The 26,702-nt window shown below is 40.0% G+C and carries 26 protein-coding genes; 21 read left to right on the top strand and 5 right to left on the bottom strand.

Annotation, left to right across the window (positions count from 1 at the left end):
• Positions 1-26 precede the first annotated feature (26 nt).
• The gene (locus tag RCP16_RS08385; protein WP_069328228.1) at positions 27-638 is read left to right on the top strand and encodes a hypothetical protein; all 612 of its coding nucleotides are present in this window, start codon (positions 27-29) and stop codon (positions 636-638) included.
• A 281-nt stretch (positions 639-919) separates the two neighbouring features.
• The gene (locus RCP16_RS08380) at positions 920-1,198 is read left to right on the top strand and encodes an HPr family phosphocarrier protein (protein ID WP_069328229.1); all 279 of its coding nucleotides are present in this window, start codon (positions 920-922) and stop codon (positions 1,196-1,198) included.
• Positions 1,199-1,338: 140 nt separating this feature from the next.
• Here the strand turns inward: RCP16_RS08380 and RCP16_RS08375 are convergent, their stop codons facing one another.
• Complete coding sequence (locus RCP16_RS08375; protein ID WP_137224155.1) at positions 1,339-2,211, bottom strand: AraC family transcriptional regulator; 873 nt, start codon at positions 2,209-2,211, stop codon at positions 1,339-1,341.
• 212 nt (positions 2,212-2,423) lie between these two features.
• On the opposite strand from RCP16_RS08375, the gene RCP16_RS08370 reads away from it, so the two are divergent.
• From RCP16_RS08370 to RCP16_RS08360, 3 genes are all read left to right on the top strand, one after another.
• Positions 2,424-3,677, top strand: coding sequence for an ABC transporter substrate-binding protein (locus tag RCP16_RS08370; RefSeq protein WP_273593902.1), 1,254 nt, complete (start codon positions 2,424-2,426; stop codon positions 3,675-3,677).
• Positions 3,678-3,762: 85 nt separating this feature from the next.
• Positions 3,763-4,635 carry a carbohydrate ABC transporter permease gene (locus RCP16_RS08365; RefSeq protein ID WP_069328231.1) on the top strand — a complete coding sequence of 291 codons (873 nt, stop codon included), beginning with the start codon at positions 3,763-3,765 and terminating at the stop codon, positions 4,633-4,635.
• 40 nt (positions 4,636-4,675) lie between these two features.
• Positions 4,676-5,485, top strand: coding sequence for a carbohydrate ABC transporter permease (locus tag RCP16_RS08360; RefSeq protein WP_069328232.1), 810 nt, complete (start codon positions 4,676-4,678; stop codon positions 5,483-5,485).
• A gap of 140 nt (positions 5,486-5,625) precedes the next feature.
• Here the strand turns inward: RCP16_RS08360 and RCP16_RS08355 are convergent, their stop codons facing one another.
• Entirely contained in the window at positions 5,626-6,306 is a 681-nt protein-coding gene (locus tag RCP16_RS08355; RefSeq protein ID WP_308642156.1) for a response regulator transcription factor, read from the bottom strand.
• A 22-nt stretch (positions 6,307-6,328) separates the two neighbouring features.
• Positions 6,329-7,507, bottom strand: coding sequence for a sensor histidine kinase (locus RCP16_RS08350; RefSeq protein ID WP_308642155.1), 1,179 nt, complete (start codon positions 7,505-7,507; stop codon positions 6,329-6,331).
• A 413-nt stretch (positions 7,508-7,920) separates the two neighbouring features.
• On the opposite strand from RCP16_RS08350, the gene RCP16_RS08345 reads away from it, so the two are divergent.
• The 15 genes from RCP16_RS08345 (at position 7,921) to RCP16_RS08275 (ending at position 24,118) form a co-directional block, all read left to right on the top strand.
• Positions 7,921-8,235 carry a glutaredoxin family protein gene (locus tag RCP16_RS08345; protein ID WP_308642154.1) on the top strand — a complete coding sequence of 105 codons (315 nt, stop codon included), beginning with the start codon at positions 7,921-7,923 and terminating at the stop codon, positions 8,233-8,235.
• A 100-nt stretch (positions 8,236-8,335) separates the two neighbouring features.
• Positions 8,336-9,667 carry an LLM class flavin-dependent oxidoreductase gene (locus tag RCP16_RS08340; protein WP_308642153.1) on the top strand — a complete coding sequence of 444 codons (1,332 nt, stop codon included), beginning with the start codon at positions 8,336-8,338 and terminating at the stop codon, positions 9,665-9,667.
• Between the two features lie 220 nt (positions 9,668-9,887).
• Positions 9,888-10,811: a LysR family transcriptional regulator gene (locus tag RCP16_RS08335; RefSeq protein WP_069328237.1), complete on the top strand. Its 924-nt coding sequence runs from the start codon at positions 9,888-9,890 to the stop codon at positions 10,809-10,811.
• A gap of 883 nt (positions 10,812-11,694) precedes the next feature.
• Positions 11,695-12,585, top strand: a complete 891-nt coding sequence (locus RCP16_RS08330; RefSeq protein WP_069328238.1) for a transporter substrate-binding domain-containing protein — start codon at positions 11,695-11,697, stop codon at positions 12,583-12,585.
• A gap of 35 nt (positions 12,586-12,620) precedes the next feature.
• Positions 12,621-13,391, top strand: a complete 771-nt coding sequence (locus RCP16_RS08325; RefSeq protein ID WP_308642152.1) for an amino acid ABC transporter permease — start codon at positions 12,621-12,623, stop codon at positions 13,389-13,391.
• Complete coding sequence (locus RCP16_RS08320; protein ID WP_069328240.1) at positions 13,388-14,098, top strand: amino acid ABC transporter permease; 711 nt, start codon at positions 13,388-13,390, stop codon at positions 14,096-14,098. The genes RCP16_RS08325 and RCP16_RS08320 overlap by 4 nt, the downstream gene beginning before the upstream one ends.
• A gap of 1 nt (position 14,099) precedes the next feature.
• Positions 14,100-14,852 carry an amino acid ABC transporter ATP-binding protein gene (locus RCP16_RS08315; protein ID WP_308642151.1) on the top strand — a complete coding sequence of 251 codons (753 nt, stop codon included), beginning with the start codon at positions 14,100-14,102 and terminating at the stop codon, positions 14,850-14,852.
• Positions 14,853-14,934: 82 nt separating this feature from the next.
• Positions 14,935-15,969, top strand: a complete 1,035-nt coding sequence (locus RCP16_RS08310) for an LLM class flavin-dependent oxidoreductase (protein WP_308642150.1) — start codon at positions 14,935-14,937, stop codon at positions 15,967-15,969.
• Between the two features lie 6 nt (positions 15,970-15,975).
• Positions 15,976-17,139, top strand: coding sequence for an amidohydrolase (locus RCP16_RS08305; protein ID WP_273593907.1), 1,164 nt, complete (start codon positions 15,976-15,978; stop codon positions 17,137-17,139).
• 192 nt (positions 17,140-17,331) lie between these two features.
• Positions 17,332-18,282, top strand: coding sequence for an ArsR/SmtB family transcription factor (locus RCP16_RS08300; protein ID WP_308642149.1), 951 nt, complete (start codon positions 17,332-17,334; stop codon positions 18,280-18,282).
• A gap of 244 nt (positions 18,283-18,526) precedes the next feature.
• A complete protein-coding gene (locus RCP16_RS08295; RefSeq protein WP_308642148.1) occupies positions 18,527-20,236 on the top strand; it encodes an ABC transporter substrate-binding protein in 1,710 nt (569 codons plus the stop codon).
• Positions 20,237-20,258: 22 nt separating this feature from the next.
• A complete protein-coding gene (locus RCP16_RS08290) occupies positions 20,259-21,212 on the top strand; it encodes an ABC transporter permease (protein WP_137224172.1) in 954 nt (317 codons plus the stop codon).
• 18 nt (positions 21,213-21,230) lie between these two features.
• The gene (gene opp4C / locus RCP16_RS08285; protein ID WP_308642147.1) at positions 21,231-22,157 is read left to right on the top strand and encodes an oligopeptide ABC transporter permease; all 927 of its coding nucleotides are present in this window, start codon (positions 21,231-21,233) and stop codon (positions 22,155-22,157) included.
• A 10-nt stretch (positions 22,158-22,167) separates the two neighbouring features.
• The gene (locus RCP16_RS08280) at positions 22,168-23,160 is read left to right on the top strand and encodes an ABC transporter ATP-binding protein (protein WP_308642146.1); all 993 of its coding nucleotides are present in this window, start codon (positions 22,168-22,170) and stop codon (positions 23,158-23,160) included.
• Positions 23,153-24,118: an ABC transporter ATP-binding protein gene (locus RCP16_RS08275; protein WP_308642145.1), complete on the top strand. Its 966-nt coding sequence runs from the start codon at positions 23,153-23,155 to the stop codon at positions 24,116-24,118. The genes RCP16_RS08280 and RCP16_RS08275 overlap by 8 nt, the downstream gene beginning before the upstream one ends.
• A 66-nt stretch (positions 24,119-24,184) precedes the next feature.
• Here RCP16_RS08275 and trhO read toward each other — a convergent pair whose 3' ends face one another.
• Positions 24,185-25,078: an oxygen-dependent tRNA uridine(34) hydroxylase TrhO gene (gene trhO / locus RCP16_RS08270; RefSeq protein ID WP_175425189.1), complete on the bottom strand. Its 894-nt coding sequence runs from the start codon at positions 25,076-25,078 to the stop codon at positions 24,185-24,187.
• 92 nt (positions 25,079-25,170) lie between these two features.
• Here trhO and RCP16_RS08265 point away from each other — a divergent pair, with 92 nt between their 5' ends.
• The gene (locus tag RCP16_RS08265) at positions 25,171-25,374 is read left to right on the top strand and encodes a hypothetical protein (protein ID WP_308642144.1); all 204 of its coding nucleotides are present in this window, start codon (positions 25,171-25,173) and stop codon (positions 25,372-25,374) included.
• 220 nt (positions 25,375-25,594) lie between these two features.
• Here RCP16_RS08265 and rsgA read toward each other — a convergent pair whose 3' ends face one another.
• Positions 25,595-26,662 (bottom strand): ribosome small subunit-dependent GTPase A, encoded by a 1,068-nt coding sequence (rsgA, locus tag RCP16_RS08260; RefSeq protein WP_308642143.1) that lies wholly within the window; start codon positions 26,660-26,662, stop codon positions 25,595-25,597.
• Positions 26,663-26,702: the final 40 nt, after the last annotated feature.

The following is a 26,702-nucleotide window of genomic DNA, read 5'->3' as shown; positions in this document are numbered from 1 at the left end:
CAGCATCTGGAGCGGAGGATTGCTCAATGAATCGCTTATCCAAATCGTTACTCGGTGGAGCGCTAGTTTTACTTTTGATGATCATTAGCGCTTGTTCTGGAAATAGTACACAACAACCGTCATCCATGGATAATGGAACCACAGAACAATCAACACCTGCTACTCCTTCGACTGAAGGCAGTACAGACCAACCGGCAACAGGTACTGAACCAGCAACAAATACAGACGGAACGTCTTCAAGCACAGAAGGTTCTACTGAAACAGCAGACAATGGCGGCAAAGAAACGGTCCCTGCTGCCAAACCAGAACTGACTCCTGCTAACGAAGGTCAAGTCGATATTACAATTGTACAACAAGGCCCTGGACAATTTTTTGTACGTCTTAATGAATTTCCAGAAGGATATCTTGTTAGCAATTTAGACTGGACTGGACCAGGATATAGTGAAGCAGCTACATTTGATGAAGCTGTGAAGAACGGTCAAGAAGGCAATAATGGATTCTACGCAAGTAGCGATCACCGCAATTTTGGCTTCATTTATGATGGACATATTGCTGGTGAAGAAGGCAAGTTCACATTAACATTCCGCAATCAAGCCGGAGACGAATTAACGTGGTATAAAGATCTAACATTGCAATAATATCGCTTGGCAATATAAGCGATACTTCATCTATTTCAATGAAGAGTGATTTTTGCAAAGCAAAATATCTTTCTATCGCTTATAGTAAGCGATAAAATGTGTCCCATGCTGTACTAAATACTCAAGCCTCTGCCGATATATGCGGTAGGGGTATTTTGAGGGATATTTTTGAAAAAAGATGCACAAATAAGCAGTATGTATGCAAATGATGTAAATTACATGATTATCACAAAAATAAGCGAAAGCACTGCAAAGATCAGTGCAAGAGAGGAAATATTATAATGAGAATCAATACATTCAAAACAGAACAAAACTTAGACCGAGGACATTTAACAGCAATCGCTAACGAAGCTTCACGTTTTGCTTCTGATATTCGTATCGCATTTGGTAACCCTGACAACCGTAGAGAAGTAGACGTAAAAAGCTTGTTGGGTATGATGTTGATGATTATCCCTGCTGGAACAGAAATCGAATTAACAACTCGTGGTAAAGACGAATTGGAAGCTTTGGAAAATGTACAAGCATTATTTGAACAAGTTTTGTTCGCTCCATCTGTATAATATCTCTTTCATATAACTGAACAATTATATAATGCATTATAAAAAAACCTTCTATCTTTTGTAGACAGAAGGTTTTTTGCTGATGATATCGGGTAATAGATAGCAAACTCCTACCAGAAGGTATTCAGTTGCCATTTTACTTAAAAGCGATCGGTTCGATACTTTTTAGGTGTAATTCCTGCATGCTTTTTGAAAGCTTTGGAGAATGAGAATAAATCAGGATAACCGACAGAATAAGCAATTTCAGCTAGAGAATAGTTGGTTTCAGTGAGTAATTGCCGTGCTTTACTCATTTTTAGACTACGAATATATTCAGCAGGCGGAGTCTGATGAACTAGATGAAATTGTTTGCTAAAGTGAGTCCGATGCACGCCCACATGACTTGCTACATCCGCAACGGTAATTCCGCGATCATAATGACTATGAATATAAGCGATAGCTTCTTCCATCCATGAAGTGGTAGAAGATAGAGTATCCGCTACATAATGATTAATATGAGAAGGATGATCCGAGGATAATTCGGCAAAAATACTATATAACAATTCCAATCGTCGTAATTCGCTACTGAATTGATTCGAATCTTCATTGGTAGATAGAATACGTTCGAACTTTTCTTCCAGTTGATCAAATAACTCTGCACTCACTTCACTATACCCTTGATGCATACCACTTTGTTCTATAAGTAACCTGGCTTGAGGACCTGTAAAACAAATATAATACGTTTCCAAGTCTTCATCCATATTATTAATATATTCAAAAGGTTCATTGGGAGAAATACACCATACATTGTAAGAGCCAAGAATATAGCTTTGCCCTTTATGAATAATAACTCCACCATGTCGATTAGCGATCCAAAAGCAATTGTCGATGCCTGTAAACAACCGCCTACTTTGAGCCTTTAAAAAATAACGACCTGCTTGAGCAATTCTTAATCCTCCGGATTGTGAGAATAAGGAAGGAGAAATAAGAAACCGTTCAACCACTTCACGATTTGTTTCAATAGAACGAAGCATATTGAACGTTCATCCTTTCCAAATATAATCTAACTTCTTTATTATATACTACATAATGACAAAATAATACAAGACAAAATGACATTGTTCGTTTACAATCAAATTGCTATGATCTAAATCATGGTATTCCTACTAAAATGATGGGTTTTCGTAAGATTGATCATTTTCATTGATGTACCAATAGATTCTAAACAGCAGATGGAGGACGTATAATGAAAAACATGAAAATGAAATCTTCTCTTGTCTTGGCACTTACTTTACTACTTACAGTGTTTCTATCTGCCTGCGGAAATAGCTCTGACAGCTCAGCAGATGGTAAAGTAACGATTAGCTTTTTACATTGGCGTGGGGAAGATACACAAGCTTTCCAGAAAATTATTGATCAATTTGAAACTAAAAATCCAAATATCAAAGTAGATATGCAGACTTTAACTTCAGATCAATATCAATCCACAGCTCAAGCTAAATTAACAGATGGTTCAGTCGGCGATGTATTTGCCTCTTTCCCGGGTGCACAATATGCAGCTCTGTCCAAAGCAGGTCTATATACAGATTTAACCAACGAATCGTTTTTGAAAAATTATAACGCTGACCTTATTGATGTTGGCGCTAAAGATGGAAAACAATGGGCGGTTCCTTACCAACTGGTCTACAACCAACCTATTTATAATACTGAAATTTTCAAAAAATATAATTTGACGCCTCCAACCGATTGGGATGGATTCCTTAAATTATGTGCAACACTCAAACAAAATGGAATTATTCCGATTGCTTTTGCTGGAGCAGATATTGGACCAGGGCAATTTATGAATACAATGGTTATGAATAATGAACCTAGCGAAGATATTTTCACCAAGGTGGAAGCTGGACAAGCTAAGTTAACAGATGAATTCTGGGTCAAAACGCTAACTCAATTTAAAGAGTTAAATGATAATGGTTACTTCCAAGAGAACTCACTCGGTACAAAAGATGCAGCAGCGGGGGCTTTATTTATTCAAGGTAAAGCAGCTATGTTAGCTAGTGGTTCTTATCAATTAGCTCAAAATGCGAAACAGAATCCAGAGCTCAAACAAGCATTATTAGCACCTATTACTGTATCGGCAGATCAAGCCAAATATGAAGGGGTACACACCAGTACATTCATGTTAGGTGTTAATAGCCGTTCTAAACATCCAACAGAAGCGAAGAAATTCCTTGAATTTTTGAGCCAACCGGATGTAGCAAGTCAGTATGCGAATGAAACCGGACAAAATGTAACCTTAAAAGATATCAAATACGATAGTCCAGAATTGAACATTGCAGGCGATTGGGCAGATAAGAAAACATTGTTCCAACCTCGTTTTACGATTTTAAATTCAGAAAATCAAAAAGCAGTGACGAATTCAATTCAAGCTGTACTGGGCGGAGCAACACCTGAACAAGCAGCACAGGATGCACAAGCGATTATTGATCAACAAATTAAATAAACGATGAACATATAATGAACGTATAAGGGAGAAATAAAACGCGCTTGTTCATATTAAAGCGCTGAAGGGCAAGGTAATAGGACTTATGATGAATCGCAAAACACTTTGGTTCTTTATGCTACCCGGACTGTTATTGTATACAGGGCTATTTATTTACCCGGCTCTATCTGGCTTATTTTATTCATTTACTAATTGGGATGGAGTCTCGACTTCGTATGATTTTGTAGGTATATCGAATTACAAAGATAGCTTCGATAGCATTGTATTCCGTAAAGCATTTTTTAATAACGTAAAGTTTATGTTGACGGTTGTTATTATTCAGACGATCGTATCATTGATTCTTGCGCTTATTCTGGCTAAAAATACGCGTACCCGTGTATTTCTACGTGCGTTGTACTTTTTTCCAGCGATCTTATCTTCGGTATCTGTAGGGTTAATCTGGTCATTTATTTATGATCCTTCTTTAGGATTATTGAATACGGCATTAACAAGTGGTGGACTGGAGCAATTTACAGCTAGCTGGACAGGAGATGCCAATATTGCGCTCTATGCGATTGCTTTTGTACAAATCTGGGCACATGCTGGACAGATGATGATCGTCTTTATTGCCGGTCTGCATGCGATTCCGGAAGAGTTGATGGAAGCAGCACGTATTGATGGAGCCACACGTTTTCAGATTTTCCGCAAAGTCACATGGCCATTACTAGCACCATCTGCAACCATTGTTGTATCTTACACAACGATTCAATCATTCAAAGCGTTTGATTTGATCTTTGTTATGACAGATGGTGGACCGAACTATGCGACAGAAATTCTGACGACGTATATTTATCATCTTGCCTTCTCTAACTATTCATTCGGTCTCGCTTCCGCAGGCTCAATGATATTCCTTGTTCTTCTAGGTCTATTGACGATGGCGCAATTCAAAGCTCTGCGTAGAGGCGGTGCTAACGGATGATAGGACACCGAATAGACAAGCAGCAGGATGGTGATCTGCGATGAAATGGATCGGACGTATAATTATGGTGCTGTATGCTCTTCTTGTAGCTGCACCCCTATATTTTGTAATGACTTCTTCGTTCAAAACCAGTCAGGCGTTTTTTGCTAATCCGTTAAGCTGGCCGAATCCGTGGACGATTCAAAACTTTGTATCCATTTTTGATGCTCAACCGATGTGGCAATATTTCTGGAATAGTGCCCGTGTCACACTGAGTACAGTTGCGCTGGATCTATTTCTAGGTAGTCTGATCGCTTATGCGATTATTCGTTTGGGTGGACGTATGGGAAGATATACTTTTGTTTATTTTGTGGCTGGATTGATTATCCCTTCACAAGTAAGTATGTTGCCTTTGTATTCATTAGTACGACAACTGGGCTGGTCTGATAATCTAGGAGCATTGATTCTAGTGACCGCAGCAGGGTTATTGCCTTTGACTGTATTCACATTAACCGGCTTTATGGAAATGTTGAGTAAAGAAATGATGGAAGCTGGCAGTATAGACGGTGCAAGCGAATGGAAAATTTATTGGCGCTTAATCTTGCCATTATCGGGTCCTTCACTTGCAGCAACAGCAGCGTTCTTGTTCGTTATGGTCTGGAATGATCTGTTGATACCAATGTTGCTGATTAACAGTACCGACAAATTAACATTACCACTAGCTCTAATGCAGTTCCGTGGTGAATATGTTACAGATTACACATTGCTGTTAACCGGAGTGGTCATCACCGCAGTTCCTATGGTGATATTGTTTATTTTCTTACAGCGATTCTTCGTTACAGGAATGACAGCAGGTTCTGTTAAAGGGTAATTTAGCATGTAGTACGCATAGGAAGTATAACTAAAAAGCCGGTTTGCCAAGAGTTCAATACTCAAGGTGAACTGGCTTTTTGGGATATATTCTACTAAACGAATACTTGGACTACTATACGGGAAGCAACCGTACATATACTATTTTACTAATTGTTGACGAATAGCAGTGACTACGGCTTGTGTACGGTCTTTGACACCTAGCTTTTGGATAATATTATGGACATGCGTTTTGATTGTACTTTCAGATACATATAAGTCTTCGGCAATCTCAAAATTACGTCGACCATATGCCATCGCTTGCAAAACTTCTAACTCACGATCAGTTAATGGTTCCAGTACAGGCGCAGGGATATAGGAAGAATTAGGTGGATAAGCCGATTCATTTTCACCGAGCAATTGAATTAGAGCTCCACCCGCAGTTGTACTGTTATAGATTGCGCCACCTGCTAGAATGGAGCGAATACCTGCAATCATTTCATTCATATCAATATCTTTGAGCAAATAGCCTGAAGCTCCTGCACGTATACCGTCGATTACATAATCTTGAACATCAAATGTTGTTAGTAAAATAATTTTAATCTCCGGGTGCACTGAAAGAATATGACGGGTTGCGTCTATACCTGATAACTCGGGCATTTGTATATCCATAAGAATCAGATGTGGACGATAACGCAAAGCCAAATCGATCGCTTCTTGGCCGGTAGCTGCTTCGGTGACAACTTGCATATCTGTTTGTAGATCAAGTACATAACGAATCCCCTGACGGATAAGAGCTTGATCATCTGCTAGCATAATACGTATAGGCTCTGTTGAACTCATATAGAGATTCTCCTTGATTCATTTAATTTTTGGATAGAGATGTATTGGATAGTGGCAATGTCACTTTGATCCAAAGACCACCTTGCGGGCGAGCAGCAAATGTACAATTTCCATGAATCGTTTCACAACGACGAATCATATTTTGAATACCGAATCCATACTGTAAAGGATGTTCTCTTCGATATTTACCATCGTCTGCGATGGATAGCTGAACATGTTGAGCAGTTTCAGTAATGGTAACATCTACAGTACTTGCTTCTGCATGACGAATAATATTGGTTAACGATTCTTGCAATACACGATAAAGTACACTATCAATCACTTCGCCCCAGATGCTAAAAGTACCCTGACTATCAAAATGTAGTTCTAATCCAGCACGATGAGTAATCTGAGATGCTAATTCTTGCAGACCTTCTACGCCACCTTCATGAACAGACCAATCTTTGACCACACTGCGTACTTCAGCCAGACCTTGTCTGGAGACATCTAGCAATTGATCGACTGTGGATTCAGCACGATCAGGATCTTGTTTGATCATCCATTTCAGCGCTTGCATTTGTACAATAAGAGACGTGAAATGATGCCCTAATCCATCATGAATTTCTCCAGCAATCCGTGTACGTTCGGTCAACGCTGCATACCGTATCGATTGTACGGTGCTGTCTTGTAATTCTTTATAGGTTCGTTGTAATTCCAGATGAACTTGTTCCAATTCTGTCAGTTGTTCACTGTTGATTTTTAATACTCTAATATAACGGCTAAGACTATGAATCCCAAAATAAATACTTGCTAATACGATAATCAGACTGTACGGATAACCATTATCCAAGCCAGAATTCAACATCACCAAGCCGACAATAATCAGAACCACTGTAGCGACTTTTTGTTCACGACTGGAGATAAAGCTTAGAATAACAAACCATGCCCAGAGCACGGAGTTATAATCTTGAGGTTCTTTGGATATATAAGCAGAAAGCCAGATCATTGAAAATAAAAATACGGTAAAGATGACAATATGCATAATCGTAAGTCTAAAATTAGACCAGAGCATAGCTACATAAAAACACATCGTTATAAAAAAGATCAACCAGACTAGAAAAGAATGATCCATATAATAAATAGTAAGATTATAAATAATAATCATAGAGAGTAACAATCGAAATAAAAATAAATATTTGGAGAAATCTTGTGATTTTTGCAACAGGATACTTCCTTTCAAATCTAATACGTATCTTTATTTTATCATTTCTATTGAAACGAGTTAGATTTAAATATAACACGATCTTGCTAACAGTTATTATGCCTATGCAGTATATTCAACTATATCGTAACACAACCCTTTTTTCTTCATCACCAGGATGGGTTTTGAAAAGTGAAAAATCAATCGCTAGGTGGAGGTGAAACCGTCGATATTCAACAATAGAGTAGAGTGATAGAAATTTTGGATATATGTATAGAATGTATTGATATAGTAACCAATTGACGCTATAGACTAGAGGGTGCTAGACTTTATATCATCTTAACCGACTTAATGGGTCGGAATTATAAGGTATGAAATGTGATTCAAGTTCATGCTTATTTTATGTACAACCTATATTAGAGGAGGATACAGATATGTCATTAACGATTGAAACAACCGCGAATCTAGGTCAACATATTATTTTGTGGAGTAAAACAGGGTGTCATTTCTGTGGTGAGATCAAAAATTATTTGGAACTAAATCATCATCATTATATCAATCTCGATGTAGCTGACAACGATGATCTACGGGATATATTAGAAGCTAAATATGGTATTCGTCATGTGCCTGTGGTTGAGGTCGGTCGCAATGGAACCTATACAGCTTTTTTAGAAACAGATCTAGAAGGGCTGGCTCGTTTGTTAGCAGAAGAAGCAGAAGCAGCCCATTCTTCCGTAGAGATTGCTTAACGATCAGACTTTAATAGATATACGAAATAGATTCAAGCTGAGTATGGATGATCCATCTGGTTATGATTTTAAAATAATAGAGTAAAAGGGGCGAACAAGAATGAGTGAAAATAAGCGACAACTGAAATTTGGAGCGATTGTACACGGGATTGGTGGCAGTATGTCTACATGGCGTCATCCAGAGGTACAGAGCGATGCGAGTGTAAGCTTTGACTTTTACAAACGGCAGACGCTCAAAGCAGAAGAAGGAAAGTTCGATCTGGTCTTTATTGCAGATGGATTGTTTATTAATGAAAAGTCATTGCCTCATTTCTTGAATCGCTTTGAACCGGTAACGATATTATCTGCTTTGGCGGCGGTTACTTCCCATATTGGATTAGTGGGAACGATCTCGACCAGTTATAGCGAGCCTTTTACGGTAGCCCGTCAATTGTCTTCAATTGATCATATTAGTGGGGGACGTGCTGGCTGGAATGTAGTGACATCGCCACTAGAAGGATCAGCACGCAATTATAGTCGTGGCGATCATCCTTCTCATCCAGAACGATACAAGATTGCGGCAGAATATCTGGAAGTGACCAAAGGACTATGGGATTCATGGGAAGAAGATGCTTTTGTACGGGATAAAGAGTCTGGTGTGTTTTTCGATCCTGAGAAGCTACATACTCTTAATCATCAAGGTGAATATTTTTCAGTACAAGGGCCGCTTAATATCGGACGATCTCGTCAAGGACAACCTGTTATTTTCCAAGCAGGTTCTTCGGAAGATGGCAAAAATTTAGCTGCACAATCAGCAGATGCGATCTTTACCGGTCAGGAGACACTAGCGGATGCACAAGCATTCTATGAAGATGTGAAAAAGCGTGCTATTCAATATGGGCGAAATGAAGAGGAGTTGCTGATTTTGCCAGGTATCTCACCGATTATTGGCAGAACGGAAGCAGAAGCAGAGCAGAAATATCGGGAGATCGCCGATCTGGTAACGATTGATAAAGCTCTTGATTTTCTAGGACGCTTTTTTGACCATCATGACTTTTCTCAATATCCGTTAGATGAACCTTTTCCAGAGTTAAATGATATTGGTAGTAATAGCTTCCGCAGTGGAACAGACAAGATTAAAAAAGATGCACGTGAGCGTGGGCTGACTTTACGTGAAGTAGCATTACAAGCAGCGACACCGCGTGGGAACTTTATCGGTACACCGGAACAAGTGGCTAATCAGATCGAAGAATGGTTTGAACGCAAAGGATCAGATGGATTTATTATTCACTCCGATTTGCCAAGTGGTCTACATGATTTTGTAGATTTGGTTGTGCCGATTCTGCAAGCCAAAGGTATTTATCGTCAAGAGTATGAATATGAGACCTTGCGTGAAAATCTAGGCGTGCCTATTCCACAGAATCGATATCAGACGAAAACGGTTAATGTCTAAATCGTATTTTGATTAATAGATGAACTGAAATAAAAAGGTCAACGATTTTCCCAAAATGATTATAAGTCCAAGAAGTGCCCGTTACTCCTGATCCCAGTGGTCATAAGGGGTTGCGGGTTATTTCAAATCGCTTGCTATCCCGTTGACAAGTGTCAAAACAGGGAATATGATACATAAAACCAAGTTAGTTAATGGGAAAAGTAAGAAAGGGGATGGAATGATGAATATTGAAAATATAGAGGCATTTGTCTATATCAACCATTATGGAAGTTTTAACAAAGCAGCAGAAGTATTATTCCTTTCTCAACCGTCTGTATCCGCACGTATCCAGACATTAGAAAGAGAACTTGGCTGCAAATTATTCGAACGTCTGGGTAGACAGATTCTGCTGACAGAAGAAGGCAGAAGATTTCTACCTTATGCCCAACAAGTATTGCAAGTGATCCAAAAAGGCAAACAACGTATCCAGACAGCCAAAGCAACACCACAGGAGCTGACGATTGGTTGTACAGTAGCAGTCTCTAATTACGTCATCCCTGAACTGCTTCCCAAACTCAAACAAAAATATCCACAAACCAATTTCAAGTTGATCACCTCGACAACCGATCAACTACTGCATAAATTAATGAACAAAGAAATCGATATCGGATTTGTACGCAAAGTCATGCATCCTGCGATTCGCACCGTTTCTTTTTATGAAGATCCGATTTCATTATACGTCTATAAAGATCATCCTTTTGTGCAAAAAGGACGTGCTACTATAGCATCATTACAAGAACAACCTTTGATTTTCTTCGAATGTGGATCATTAGACTGGCTTCGAATTCATCGTGTATTTGAAACACTTGAATTCCCACCGGATATCGCTTTTCACGTCGATCATTCAGAAACCGCCAAAAAATTAGTACTCCAAAAAGCAGGCATAGCCTTCTTACCCGGACTGAGTGTTCACGAAGAAGTGATGCGTGGCGATCTAGTACCAATCTATATTCCAGAAGTAACAGGTATCTCTCTACAAACCAGCCTAATCACACTAAAAGAACAACCATCTACATTCGCCACAACACTAGCCGAATTACTACACGAAAACGACTACTTCCGTAGCCAACAACCTGACCATTCTCTGCTTCACTCAACTATCTAACAAATAAAGTAGAAGAAGAGATAAAAGCCAAAAGCCATCTTTCTGAAAATCAATAACAAATACAGTACACCAAAAGTAATCACAAACCACACCAATTCAAGCCCATATTTCATAGCGAATCAGTAACCTATAGAAGAAATCAATACAAAGATTAAACCAAAAATCACTCAAGTATACGCTCATTTATAGAAAAGGAACAAAGGTAAATAGAAAAGAAAAAAGATAATAAAAAGAATATCCCATTTTCAAAACTATTATACTAATCATTACTCTCAAACAATAAGCTCTATTCTATAAACACTCTATCTAAACCAGTACTCGCCTAATCATTCAAGATTAATGTATCGAAACCAACATCCAATTCAAAAATAAAACAAGCTAATAAGCACTCATTGATCCCACCAAATTATATCTCTAACCGTAAGCCCAATCTTTTAAACTAACATCATCCTTATTCTTACTGCTACCCTCCCCACAAGGGGAAAAATGCATCTCCCAAGTTAGCATTTCATATGTCACCATCATCCCACCAAGCACAAGCGAAGAGGGAAGATTCATTCTGAAAGAGCTACAAGCCTTCTTTAGAAAGCTACTTCGTAAGCATATGCTTAGTTCGCCTTTAAAAGAATATCCCCACCGCAAAGCGGTAAATTCAAGGGATATTCTTTTACCAGCGACGACAAGAAGAATCTACCCTCATAGCGTCTGTAACTCTATTGCACCACTTTACCTCTACAATTTCCCCCCCCTCCACCTATTGATTTGTTCAATACACCGATAGAACTTTCCTATTGTTCAAGTCATTGACGCTACGGGAGGACGATGATAGATTTATCACATGCTAAATCCGATTAAGTTGATATGAATTAGGGGGAAGAGAAATATGAGAAGAAAAACAGGAGTAACTGTACTAACATTATGGGTAGCTATATTGATGCTGGTGCTATCAGGATGCGCATCCGTTAGTGAATCCAGTGGAGGTTCCGCAGGGGGAACATCTTCTGCATCAGATAGTAATAACGCAACAGCTTCTACAGGCGGTGTGAAGAAGATCATCGTCGGTACAGGTACAGGATTCCCCAATGTCTGCTTTATTGATGAAAATGGAAAATTGACTGGTTATGACGTTGAATTGGTACGTGAGATCGACAAGCGCTTGCCCGATGTAGAATTTGAATTTAAAACGATGGAATTCTCAAATCTGTTATTAAGCTTAGAAACGAACAAAATTGATTTTGTCGCTCACCAGATGGAGACTAATCCTGAACGTGAACAAAAATATCTATTTAACAAAGTACCATATAGCATTTTCCTTAACCGTGTAACTGTGGCTAAAGACAATAATACGATTAAAGGATTGGATGATCTGGTGGGTAAAAAAGTGCTCACAGGGGCTACAAGTAATGCAGCTTACCTACTTAATGAATACAACAAGACACATAACAACGGTATAGATGTTGTTTATACGAGTGGTGCGGCAAACGATACGGTACAGCAAATTGTATCGGGACGTGTCGATGCAACGATTACGACTGATTTTGCCAATCGTTTTAATACCGATGCTGATGGAAATGTGGCACTCAAAACAGTAGGCGAACCGTTAAATCAATCCAATGTATTTTTTGTTTTCCGCAAAGATGAACAACCTCTTTCTGACGAGATTGATAAAGCGATCACTGAAATTAAAGCAGATGGAACATTAAAAAAATTAAGCGAGCAATGGTTAGGCGATGACTTCACCCAAACACTTGAAGAAGCTAAAGTTGCAAAATAAACGATGAATAGCTAGTAGAAAGGAGCAAATCATACATGAGCAGAAGATTCGATATGACGTATGTATTTGATTTTATTCCCAAGTTATTGGCTTACCTCAACATTACACTGCTCATTGTAGGCAGCTCGATTCTACTAGGTCTTATTATTGGAATGTTGGTTGCTTTACCCCGGTTATACAATGTACCGGTGCTCAAGCGTGTGTCTCAAGTCTATGTTTCTTTTTTTCGCGGCACCCCGATTCTGATCCAATTATTTCTGATTTATTATGGACTACCCACGATTCTGCAATGGATCAATATTGATATTTCGAGAGTAGCTGTATTGTATTTTGTGATTTTAGCATATGCACTGAACAGCGGAGCTTTTGTTTCCGAAATGATCAGAGCTTCTGTCAGTGCAGTCGATCGAGGACAGATTGAAGCCGCCCAATCAATAGGCATGAGCGGATACCAGACATTTACACGTATTATTTTACCTCAAGCATTAGCAATTAGTATTCCGTTATTCGGTAATCTAGTGATTGGTAATCTGAAAGACACTTCACTTGCTTTTACGTTAGGCGTTATGGAGATGACAGGCAGATCGCAGACACTAGGAACAGCCACACAACATTTTGTAGAGACGTATATCGCATTATCTTTAATCTACTTTGTGATCAGTATGATCTTGGAACAAGGATTCCTCTGCTTAGAACGTCGTCTACATCGTCATGAAGCAGGCGCAAAACAGACTTCTGCTGTAATCCGTCGCAAATGGCTGACACGTCCTGTATCTGCACTTAGCAAAGGAGGTCGAAGTGGATGACACTTGATCCGTCATTTATGTGGACAGCATTTCTAAGTCTATTCAAAGCATTACCGACCACACTGATGATTACGTTTGTTTCTGTCATCTGTGGTCTATTCATAGGAACGGTGGTGGCATTATGTCGTATTTATCGAATACCTGGATTATCTCAGCTTTCTACCGCCTACGTGACTTTTATACGCGGTACACCGATGTTGATGCATTTGTTGATCATTTATTTTGGCTTACCGATTCTGATCGATAGTCTAGCGGCTAAGTGGGAATGGTCATTTACTTCGGCATCGATTCCATTGATTGGATTTGTGTTTATCGCTTTTTCAATAACCGCAGGAGCGTATATGTCTGAAGTGGTGAGAGCAGGCATTGTTGCTGTGGATCGAGGACAGATCGAAGCGGCTCATTCGATTGGAATGACGACACCGCAAGCTTTGCGCCGAATCGTGTTACCGCAAGCGTTAGCCGTCAGCCTACCGAATTTGTCTAATTCAGTGATTGGGATGTTACATGGTTCCACACTGGCGTATACAATCTCTGTGGTCGAAATTAATGCACAAGCGTTGGTGGTTGCAGCGAATAACTGGAAATACTTTGAAGCGTATATTGCAGCAGCTGTTTTATTTTGGGGATTAACTTTATTGATCGAACGAGGCAGTGGTTGGTTAGAAAAACGTCTCAACGCTTATCATCGTGGAGGTGTCATGTAATATGATTCAACTGGAGCAGATATCCAAATCATTTGGTAAACAGGAAGTGTTACAAAGTATTGATTTACAAGTTAAAAAAGGAGAAGTCGTTGTTATTTTGGGGCCGAGTGGTTCCGGTAAAACGACATTACTACGTTGCATCAATTATTTGGAAAAGCCAGATGCAGGGCAGATTACAATCGGCGACCTCAAAGTGGATACCAAGCATCCAACCAAAAAAGAAATCCATGCGTTGCGTCAGCAAACAGCAATGGTTTTTCAACAATATAATCTATTTAAGCACAAAACAGCACTTGAAAATGTTATGGAAGGATTAACGATTGTTCGTAAAATGCCAAAAGACAAAGCACGTGCAATCAGCATACAAGTACTGGAAAAAGTAGGGCTTGGCAACAAATTAGATCATTATCCTGTACAGCTATCCGGGGGTCAGCAACAACGTGTAGGCATTGCACGTGCTTTAGCTTTGAATCCAGAAGTGATCTTGTTCGATGAGCCTACTTCAGCGCTTGATCCTGAACTGGTCGGTGAAGTACTGAGTGTTATTCGCAAAATAGCGAAAGAAGGCATCACTATGATCGTTGTGACCCATGAAATGGATTTTGCAAGAGATGTTGCTAACCATGTGGTGTTTATGGATGGTGGGTTAGTGGTTGAAGAAGGAACGCCTGAAGAGATTTTCCAGCGTCCCAAAGAAGAGCGTACCCGTCAATTCCTAAGTCGTATAACACCACAAGCCACGTATTCAATTTAGAAAAGAGCAGAATAGATTAGTTAATCAAGACCGTTGCAATCACAAAATAGTACACATAGATCGATTCAGGGAGGAACAGAATATGAGTATTCCGATAGGTATTTTGGATCAAAGTCCACGATTTGCAGGAGAGACGGCTGAAGATGCTTTTCGACATACAATAGAGTTGGCTCAGATTGCAGAAGAACTAGGGTATCAGCGGTTCTGGGTATCTGAACATCACGATTCTGCCAATGTGTCTGGTTCTTCACCTGAAGTTTTGATCTCCTATTTGCTTGCCAAAACCAAAAAGATTACGATTGGTTCAGGTGGAGTAATGTTACAGCATTACAGCCCGTATAAAGTCGCGGAGAATTTCAATGTGTTATCAACCCTTGCACCGGGTAGAGTGGAATTGGGGATAGGACGTGCACCCGGCGGGTTACCGAGATCAACACGTGCTTTACAAGGGGAGAATGGTTCAAGTACGTTGAGCTTAACCGATAAAATTACAGAAACTCGCAATTACATCTACAATCGAATCGCTGATGATCATGCACTAGCTGGCATACAGGTTAGCCCGAATCCTGCACAACCTGCCGATCTATTCGTGCTTGGAGCGAGTACCAATAGCGCAGAAGTAGCCGCCAAATTAGGACTACCTTATGTATTTTCTCAATTTATTAATGGGGATGAAGAAGTGGCTTTGACCGCTGTGAAGGCGTATCGTGAGCAATTTGTTCCTTCTATCGAATATCCGAAGCCACATGTGATTCTAGCGTTATCTGTAATCGTGGCAGAGACGGAAGAAGAAGCATCCCAATTAGCTGGCGAAAATCTATCCGTTAAAATTCATTTGGAAAGTGGTAAAGTACTTACAGTAGGTACAGTCGAACAAGCTGAGGAATTCGGTCGACAATCTGCGGAAAAATATCGGATCGAAGTGAAAGAAGCTAAAGTGGTGAAAGGTTCACCAACGTCTGTATATCAACAATTAGCAGCGATTCGACATCAATATGGTATACAAGAATTAGTAGTGCATACAGTGATTCAGAATTTTAATAAGCGTGTACGTTCATTTGAGTTATTACAACAAGCCTTTGTACATGCAGAGGTAGAAGCTTCATTGGAGGTGTAAATACGTATGCCGTTGACTGAAGGGCTTCAACAGCAACTGATCGATATTCGAAGACATATTCATCGTCATCCTGAATTATCAGGTGAAGAAGTACAGACGACAGCTGATATTCGTGAATGGTTAGAAGCGGCTGATATTCGGATTCTTAATTTTCCTGATTTGGCTACAGGTGTTATTGCAGAGATTGGTACAGGAGAATCATTAGTTGCTTTGCGTGCTGATATTGATGCATTACCTGTTCAAGAGGAGACAGGACTTCCTTTTGCTTCAGAAATAGCTGGTAAAATGCATGCATGTGGTCATGATTTTCATACAGCTTCGTTATTAGGGGCAGCTTATCTTCTCAAAGAACAAGAGCATCATCTTCAGGGAAGAGTGCGACTGATCTTTCAACCTGCTGAAGAAAAAGCCAAAGGAGCACAGCAAGTGATTGCAAGTGGCGCCCTTGAAGGCGTACAAGCGATCTTTGGATTGCATAATAAGCCGGATTTACCTGTAGGTACAGTAGGTATTCGAGAAGGGGCATTGATGGCAGCAGCAGATGGATTTATTGTAGAAGTGACAGGGGTAGGTACACATGCAGCTGTACCAGAGGCCGGGATTGATCCTATTGTTGTCTCTGCACATATTGTGACTGCTCTGCAATCGATCGTCAGCCGTAATGTAGGTTCTCAGCAAGGAGCTGTAATCAGTGTGACTCAGTTGAATAGCGGACATGTGTGGAATGTGATTCCTGATCTAGCGGTCTTGCAAGGAACGATTCGTACCTTTGATGAACAAGTCCGTGAGCATGTATTGTCCCGATTTGAACAAGTAGTAGAAGGGGTAGGAACTGCTTTTGGTACCTCTGCCACAGTCAAATGGTTAGCGGGGCCACCGCCTGTTTTGAATGATGGACAATGGACAGGTGTAGCCAAGTTAGCCGCCGAGCAAAGTCAGCTACAAGTTGTCGAACCTGCGGTATCACCTGCAAGTGAAGACTTTTCATTTTATCAAAAAGAAGTACCCGGGGTATTTATCTTTGTCGGTACGTCAGGTCCGCAGGAGTGGCATCATCCGTCGTTTGATGTAGATGAACGTGCATTAAGTGGAACAGCTACATTTTTGGCGAATACAGCGCGTAATGCATTGGCTCAAGTCGAACAACAAAGTAGTCTATCCACATCTTAAACTTCATTTCAATCCGGTATAAACTTTAAGCTGTTTCTTCTGGTAAAAAGTAGTCATGAACAAAGGCTATTATTATCAAAGAAACAGCTTTTTGTTGTGCTTTCCAACGTCATATGCAAATAAATAAGGAGAGTCGATTGCCAAAGTTGTCTTCTATACGATAAAATACGCCCAAGAAAGGTTGTGCTTCTATTGAGTGATCAGATAGCTGTTCCTAAGCCAATACCCTATACGATTGAACTTCAATTTAATCCGTTATATGAATGTCTTAATAGCTTGCATACGTATATATGTCGTCCGTCTTATAAAAAGATCGACCTTGACCCTTCTTGGGCCAAATCGATAGAAGAGCAATTACCTACTAAATTTGCAGAGCGATTAGCGCAAACAGGGATAGATGCTGAATGGAGATTAATCGTTTTGCTCGTCTATTGTTGCCCTGAAGAGACTCCTGAACAATTTGTACAATGGATCGAACAGATGAGCATCGAACAGTTAGAACAACTGATTGCTCAACACACGTCTTTGCCGACTGTTAGTATCGCTCGTTTACGAAGTCGGATATTAATTTTGTTCCAACAATGGAATCAATATTACTTTTCACAGATTGATCCGCAGATTGTACAGGGACTACAGAAAGAGTCTCAAGATAGACAGGATATGCTTAAGCAAAGTAATGATCTTTCTATTTTTGTAGACGAAGTGACCCATGGGATTGTTTTTGAGCCTCAAGGGGAATGTAAACGTCTGATTCTTGTACCCCATTATCACTTTAAGCCACTTAATATTATTTATGCGTACAATTCATTTATGATCTGTCATTATCCTGCTAGCTTGCATTTGGGCGATTCTTCTGAATTACCGCCTTATGAATATCGTGTGCTCCGAGCACTGGCTGAACAGAGTCGTTTGAAAATATTAAAATATCTGTATGCAGGGCCACGTAGTTTTATCGAAATTGTACGTTATTTGGGTCTATCCAAAGGAATTACTCATGATCACGTTACCAAGTTACGTAGTGCAGGCTTGCTTCATGCTCATATTCAAGGAGAAACGTTAACCGTATACAGTTTGCGAACACAGGCGATTCAAGATCTGCCCTATATGTTAATGAATTTTATAGAGCACAATGATAGCCAATAAATCCAAATTATAAAAATAGTTAAAAAATACCGATCGTTTCGAAAAAGAAACGGTCTTTTTGCTATGGCATATGATCATAAATTTTATCCTGTGCATATAGGATCAGCTAAATTCTAAATATTAACTTTTTTAGGAAATGATTTTAAGTTCTCTCTTTACAGAACCGATTTAGATTCCTATAATAGCTTTACCGACTAATAGCATAGTTAACAGGTCGGAATAATAAATATTAGGGGAATGTATGATGAAAAAAAGTGTAACTTTACTATCTGGTGTGCTGATGGCTTCGTTGTTATTTACAGCATGCTCTAATGGAGGAGCTGATAATAGCAGTTCTTCCGCCGAAAAAGGAACTGCTCAAGCCCAGCAGTCACCTGCTTTAACCAGTTTGTTCAAAGCACCTGATCTTACCCAATTACCTGCTACTGCACAACAACGCACAGATACGATTATTATGGCGTTAACCGATCCAGCAGGAGCGTTTACTCCTTATTTCCATCAAAGTGGATACGATGGTAATGTATCTTCGCTCTTGTATGCCCCATTGGTCACTACAGATGACAAAGGATTGCCAGCTCCGAATCTTGCTGAAAGTTGGGATTTGTCTAAAGATCAACGTACATATACATTTCATTTACATAAAGATTTGAAGTTCAGCGATGGCTCACCTTTAACCGCAGATGATGTAGCATTCACATGGACAATTCTGCATGACAAATCGTATGACAATGATTCACTTATTCCTACTCTAGGAATCGTAGGCGGAGCAGAGTACAAAGCAGGTAAAGCATCTACTGTATCAGGGATTAAAGTGATTGATCCACAGACCATTTCTGTAACGATTGCTAAGCCTAATGCAACCGCATTGTTAACACTAGGTAGCGATGTATTGTCCAAAGCCTATTATGGTAAAGACTACAAGTTCGGTGAATTGGAATATATCAAAAAGTTACACCAGACTCCGCTTGGAAATGGGCCTTATGTATTGACCAAATTTATTCCCGGACAAGAAGTACGTTTCACTGCCAATGAGAATTATTTCAAAGGCGCTCCCAAAACAAAAAACTTTATCTACAAAACATCTGAAGGGGATACATGGCAGTATGTGGAGACAGGAGAGATTGATTTTGCTTCCTTTAGTGCTACACAGGAAAATATTGATAAGTTGAAAAGCTTAGGCTTTGTCGATATCTTGCCGTACACACCGAGTACGTATAGTTTTTTACAAGCTAATCTAGAACATGAAGCATTGAAAGACAAAAAAGTACGTCAAGCGATTGCATACGGTCTGGATCGTCAAAGTATCTATGTGGATGCTAATCAAGGTGCAGGTGAGATTGCCAATATCCCTGCGGCTCCGATCTCATGGGCATACACCACAGAAGGTATTAATCCGTATGCCTATAGCGCTGAAAAAGCGAATCAATTACTGGATGAAGCAGGTTGGGTAGCTGGAGCAGATGGTATTCGTGAAAAAGACGGTCAAAAACTGACACTTCATTATTTGGGTTCCAAAAGCCCACAAACCGATATTTTTATCGCTGTAGCTACCGAAAACTTTAAAGCGATCGGTGTTGATTTCCAACCGGAAGTATTTGCAGATTTTAACTCGCTTGCTTCTAAAGTAGAAGGTGGAGATTACGATCTAGCTTCATTCTCTACCCCGATGTTGACTGATCCTTCGGATGGATTAGTGCAATTTCTAGATGGAGAAATTAAAGGGTATGATAATCCTGAATTTGTGAAATTGTATAACGAAGCATTAGCGACAAATGATATTGAACAACGTAAAAAAATCTACGGCGATATTTTCAGATTGTTAAATGACGATCTACCTGTTATTTTTACCAATTACAAAAAAGTAGTCTATGCCTACAACGGACGTATTCAAGACTTAACCGTCAGTCCATTTAACGGTATTGCATCGAGTGTTCCACAATGGACTTTGAAGTAAACCGTAACTAGGAGTTGAGCATATGAGTAGCTATTTAATGAAGCGTCTCGGGTATACCCTGTTTATTTTACTAGCAGCATCGCTATTAATCTTTTGCCTGTATGCGCTGACGCCGGGTGATTTTATAACAGGTAATATCAAATTAAGTCCTGAACGCAAAGCAGAATTGCGCGAATTGTACGGATTAAATAAACCGCTATTAGAACGTTATGTGATCTGGATGAATAATGCGTTTCATGGAAACTTTGGATATTCGCTGGATAAGCAGCAACCCGTGTTAACGTTGTTCAATCAGTATGTATGGAATTCATTTTTGCTAGCGATTGTCTCTACGTTTTTAACATGGCTTATTGCTGTGATTATCGGTGTGATTGCCGCTTATAAGCAATATTCATGGTTTGATACATTCGTCATGGTGGGTATCTTTGCAGCGATGTCGATTCCTTCCTTTTTTATTGGACTATTTCTGATCAAAATACTGGCGGTAGACTTTAAATGGTTGCCGCCTGGAGGGATGTTAACGACAGGTAGCAATGCAACAGGAGTTGCTTATCTCAAAGAAGTTATCCATCATATGACGTTACCTGTGATTGTCATGACATTATTAGGAGTAGGATCATTAACCCGTTACTTCCGCAGTAATATGATTGATGTGATTCAGCAAGATTATATTCGTACCGCCCGTGCCAAAGGCTTAAGCGAACGCAAAGTGTTATTTACACATGCTTTACGTAATGCGCTACTACCTGCGATTACACTGGTTGGATTTGAATTACCTGCCCTATTTGGTGGTTCATTAATTATTGAACGGATTTTTAACTGGCCGGGTATCGGTCAGCTATATATGCAATCATTTACAGTACGAGATTATCCATTATTGATGGGCTTCACAATGTTTATTGCTGTACTAACCGTCATCGGTACGTTATTATCTGATATTTTGTACCATGTCGCTGATCCGCGTGTGAAAATCTAGCGGAATAAGGAGGATCATATGCCATCTATACAGGCTGAAGTGACGAATGTAGCTACAAATAGACCTCAAGTGGTCAAATCGTCTTTATGGAGACAATCGATTCGTAAATTATTAAAAAACAAATTGGCTGTAGGTGGATTTGCAGTCGTTGTATTTATGTTTTTACTTTGTTTTGTCGGCCCTCTATTTTCACCGTATACAGACAATAAAGTGAATATGACGATGATGAACAAATCGCCTAATATTCATCACTGGCTAGGCACAGACAAATTAGGTCGGGATGTACTTACCCGTGTGATGCAAGCTGGTCGAATTTCACTAACGGTAGGGATTGCATCAATGGTTTTGTCTGTATTTATCGGAACTTTATTAGGGGCGATAGCAGGGTATTACCGTGGCATTGTCGATCAAGTGATTATGCGTATTGCTGATCTATTGCTCACGATTCCAAGTTTACCGCTATTGTTTATTTTCGGAGCCTTATTATCAGAATGGAAAGTGCCTACAGATTACCGCATGTATATTGTCATGCTGATCTTGAGTCTGGTGGGGTGGCCTTCACTGGCACGAATGGTTAGAGGACAATTATTATCACTACGTGAGCGGGAATTTATGCAAGCGACGATTGTACTGGGCTTGCGTGATCGTCGTAAGCTGATCAATCATTTATTACCTAATTTGGTACCGTTGTTAATTGTGATTGCTACGCTAAATATCGGAGGCGCAATTCTAAGTGAATCCGTATTGAGCTTCTTCGGGCTTGGTGTTATGCCACCAACACCGACATGGGGCAATATGATTGATGCGGCAAATAATATGATTGATTTTCAAGAACGTCCGTGGTTATGGGTTCCGCCGGGATTTTCTATTTTTGCAACAGTCATTGCTATTAATATTTTTGGAGATGGATTGCGAGATGTACTTGATCCGAAACAAAAAAGGTAGGTGAATCAACATGAGTACTCATTCTTTATTGCATATTCAGCATTTAAGCACCTATTTTGACACTGATGAAGGGACTGTCAAAGCTGTCGATGATATCAGTCTGCATGTTCGCCCGGGTGAGATTGTCTGTATTGTAGGTGAATCCGGTTGTGGTAAAAGTATTACTGCTTTATCAGTGATGGGATTGATCGAAGCGCCTACCGGACGGATTGCAGACGGTATAATAGACTTTGACGGGCAAAATTTATTGAGCTTGAGTAAAAATAATCTACGAAGTATTCGTGGTAATGATATCGCTATGATTTTCCAAGAGCCGATGTCTTCACTTAATCCAGTGATTACGATCGGTGAACAAATGAGTGAGCCCTTAATAATTCACAAAAAAATGAATAAAAAACAAGCTCAGAAGCGAGTATTAGAGCTTATTACTCAAGTAGGGATTTCACGTCCTGAACAGATTGCTAAGTCGTATCCACACGAATTAAGCGGAGGGATGTTACAACGGATTATGATCGCCATAGCCATCTCTTGTGATCCCAAATTGTTGATTGCAGACGAACCGACAACCGCGCTGGATGTCACGATTCAAGCACAGATTTTGGACATGTTGCGTGAGTTCCGCAGTCAATCCGATATGTCGATACTATTGATTACGCATGATCTAGGTGTAGTCGCTGAAATGGCAGATTATGTTGTGGTTATGTATTCAGGCAAAATTGTAGAAGAAGGCGAAGTGGTCGAGCTATTCGCGAATCCTCGTCATCCGTATACGCAAGGATTGTTACGTTCTAAGCCTATTATCAACCAGCGGCAAAAAGAACTGTATTCGATTCCGGGATATGTACCCAATCCGCTTGAATTGCAGGAGTCCTGTTATTTTCACGAACGGTGTGAGCATTGTATGGATATCTGTCGTACACAAGAGCCACCATTACACGATGTAGAAAATGGTCAAAAAACCGCTTGCTGGTTATACGAAAAGGAGGCAGCGGTTCATGTCTGAAGCCTTACTAGATATCCAAAATCTTAAAAAGTATTTTCCTATCAAAGCAGGTCTACTTAGCCGTACCGTTGGACAAGTCAAAGCAGTCGATGATATCAGTATTACGATTCAACCGGGCGAAACCTTTGGTCTGGTTGGAGAATCGGGTAGTGGCAAAAGTACAGTAGGCCGTACAGCGATTCGTTTAACCGACAAAACCGCAGGTGAAGTACGATTTAAAGGAACCGATATCTACACTTTACCACCCGAGCAATTACGTCAGTTACGTCCGAAAATGCAATTGATTTTCCAAGATCCATATAGTTCGCTGAATCCTCGTGTACGTATTGGAGAAGCCATCGGTGAAGCTGTGCTCGATCATGGACTGGCGCCTGCTTCAGAGATTCGTGATATCGTCAAAGAAGTGTTAGCTTCATGTGGACTGTCTTCATATCATATTGATCGGTTTCCACATGAATTTTCAGGAGGACAACGTCAGCGGATCGGAATAGCACGTGCACTGGTGCTTAATCCTGAATTGATTATTGCAGATGAACCTGTGTCTGCTCTAGATGTATCCATCCAAGCACAGATTATTAATCTGTTCAGTCATTTGCAGGAAAGTAAAGGGCTAACCTATCTATTTATTTCTCATGATCTTAGTGTAGTTGAGCATCTGTGTTCACGAATCGGTGTGATGTATCTAGGTTCAATGGTGGAGACAGCTTCAAGAGACGAATTGTTTCGTCACCCGTTACATCCGTATACCAAAGCATTATTATCTGCTGTACCGATCCCGATTCCCAAGTTAAAACGTGAACGGATCGTGTTGAAAGGCGATATTCCAAGCCCTGCCAATCCACCTTCAGGCTGTAAATTCCATACACGGTGTCCTTTTGCAGAACAAAGATGTGTTGAAGAAGTCCCTGTTTTTCGGAATATGGGTGGAGAGCATTGGGTAGCTTGTCATCTGGTGTAATACAATAAGATACAGCAAAAAGCCACTGATCGTATAAAGATCAATGGCTTTTTGTGATGCAATCAATTAGTTAGAAGCAGGAACTGCGACTTGCTCACGGCAAGCATCGGAACAGAAGTGTTCGTGTTCTTCTTTACAAGATTCACATACAACATGCTGTAAATTACAAGTAGGACAGTTAATATAATCATCTGTTGGTGCTGCACAGTGATAACATTTACCGATAATAACATCTTCGTCTGTATGATTAATCGGAATCGAAATGCGCTCATCGAACACATAACATTTTCCATCGAATAATCGTCCTTGTACTTCAGGGTCTTTACTGTAGGTTACAATTCCGCCTTCTAATTGAGCTACATCATTGAAGCCTTCTTTCATTAGAAAGCCAGTCAATTTCTCACAACGTACGCCACCCGTGCAATACGTCAAAATCTTTTTGTCTTTGAACTCGCTCATGTTTTCTCTAATCCACTCAGGAAATTCACGAGAAGATTCCACATTTGGACGAATCGCTCCACGGAAGTGACCAATATCGTATTCATAATCGTTACGACCGTCTAGAACAATAACATCTTCTTGTTGAAGTTGTTCATAGAATTCTTTAGGTGAAAGGTGTGTACCTGTAAATTCACTTGCATCCCATTCTTCTTCAAAACGGAAAGTCACCAATTCATCTTTTGGACGCACAAACATTTTTTTGAAAGCATGTTCTTCAGCTTCATCAATTTTGAATACCGTATCAGCAAAACGTGGATCTTCAAGCAAGTCTTTCATGTATTGCTCTGTTTGTTCAAAATCACCTGACAATGTACCGTTAATACCTTCTGGTGCGATTAGAATTCTTCCTTTGATTCCTAGGTTTTTGCAATATTTCAAATGTTCTGCGGCAAGTGCTTCATGATCATCAATTTTGACAAATTTATAAAATAATAAAATCCGGTATGGACTCGTAGACATATTCATCACCCTATATATAAAAATTTTAATTTGGCACTAACGTACAATATAATCGCAATCATAAATTTTACGCTTCTCTTAGGGGTTAGTCAATGAAAATGTATAAAAAGGGGATTTTAATTCTGGTGGGGGTGGGGAGCGCTGCGCTAATAGAATCATTCTTGTCGTCGCTGTTGCAATGGAATCCCTTGAATATACCGCTTTGCGGTGGGGATTTCATTGCAAAGGCGAGCGCTTCGCTCTTTCAGAACGATTCTATTGGCTTCGCTCTGACGGTGGATTGTGGGAGGAATTAAAGTCAGGGAGGAGGGGGAGGTAGTAAAGGAAAAGATGAGGGTGTTTGCGTGTTTTAGGAGGGGAAAGATGATAAAAATATACTGAAAAAAGCTGTCTGTTGAGACAGACAGCTTGGGTGGAATATTGTATAGATGTGATGGATGGTGCGTGATTTTAGCATGTGAAAATTGTTTGGTTATATTGATTGGATCATCGAGATCGATGAGGTGACAAACGATATTAACGTTTGGTTCGTTTTTTGGGATTGTCACGATGGGCTTTGATGATTGTTTTCCATTTTTGTTTTTCTTGGAGTAATTGAGTAACGTTATTTTTACGTTCGTTGTAAGCTAGTTCTTTTTTGAGTTTGAGCCAGTTGTTGTAATGTTTTTGTGGAAGGGTGCCTTCTGTTAATGCTTGTTGGACAGCGCAGTCCGGTTGTTCATAGGTATGAGCGCAGTCGTAGAAGCGACATTGTTCGGCTAAGGATTCGATGTCTTGGAACGTTTCTTCCAGTCCAGTCGAAGCTTGTCCGATACCAAGGCTACGCATTCCCGGTGTATCGATAACGATGATGCCATTATGAAGCAAATGTAATTCACGATGGGTAGTGGTGTGTTTACCTTTGGCATCGTCTTCACGAATTTCATTTGTTTTCATTTTGTATTCGCCAGCCAGTGCATTCACTAGTGAAGATTTGCCGACTCCCGAAGAACCGAGTAATACTAGTGTATCACCAGCAGAAAAGTGTGCTTGCAGTTCATTCAGTCCTTCGCCATGAATGCTATCCACTGGATACACAGGAACACCGAAGCTAGCAACTTCTAATTGGTCGAGATAATCATGCAATTGATCGGTTAGATCGCTTTTGGTGACGACAATAATAGGTTGTGCTCCGCTATTCCATGCAATCGTTAAGTAGCGTTCGATCCGATTGAGGTTAAAATCATCATTCGCTGAACATACCAATAAGCAGTAATCAAAATTAGCTGCAACCACTTGTTCACCCACATCAGGGTCATCACGCAAAATAATGGTTTTTCGCATTAATACTCCATGTATAAGCGAAGTGTCACCAGGATGGCTTTCAAGAGCGACGAAATCGCCGATTGAAGGGCGATCTACACGAGTAGCATCACGAAACGAAGACGTTTTGAGCTTAGCAAGTTGTTCTCCGTCTTCTGATACCACCCGGTATACATGTTTGAACACAGCACTAATTCGTGCAGGAATCAAACGTTCAGACGTTTCCTGTTGGGCAAATGATGTAGCGAAATCATCGTTATATCCATAATCATTAATATTCAATTGAATTAGCTCCTTTGTAGTATCGGGAGCTTGTTTACGT

It is taken from the genome of Paenibacillus nuruki (assembly GCF_963311185.1).
In the GTDB taxonomy this organism is placed as follows: Bacteria; Bacillota; Bacilli; order Paenibacillales; family Paenibacillaceae; genus Saccharibacillus; species Saccharibacillus nuruki.
This window is presented reverse-complemented; position numbering and strand designations above follow the sequence as displayed.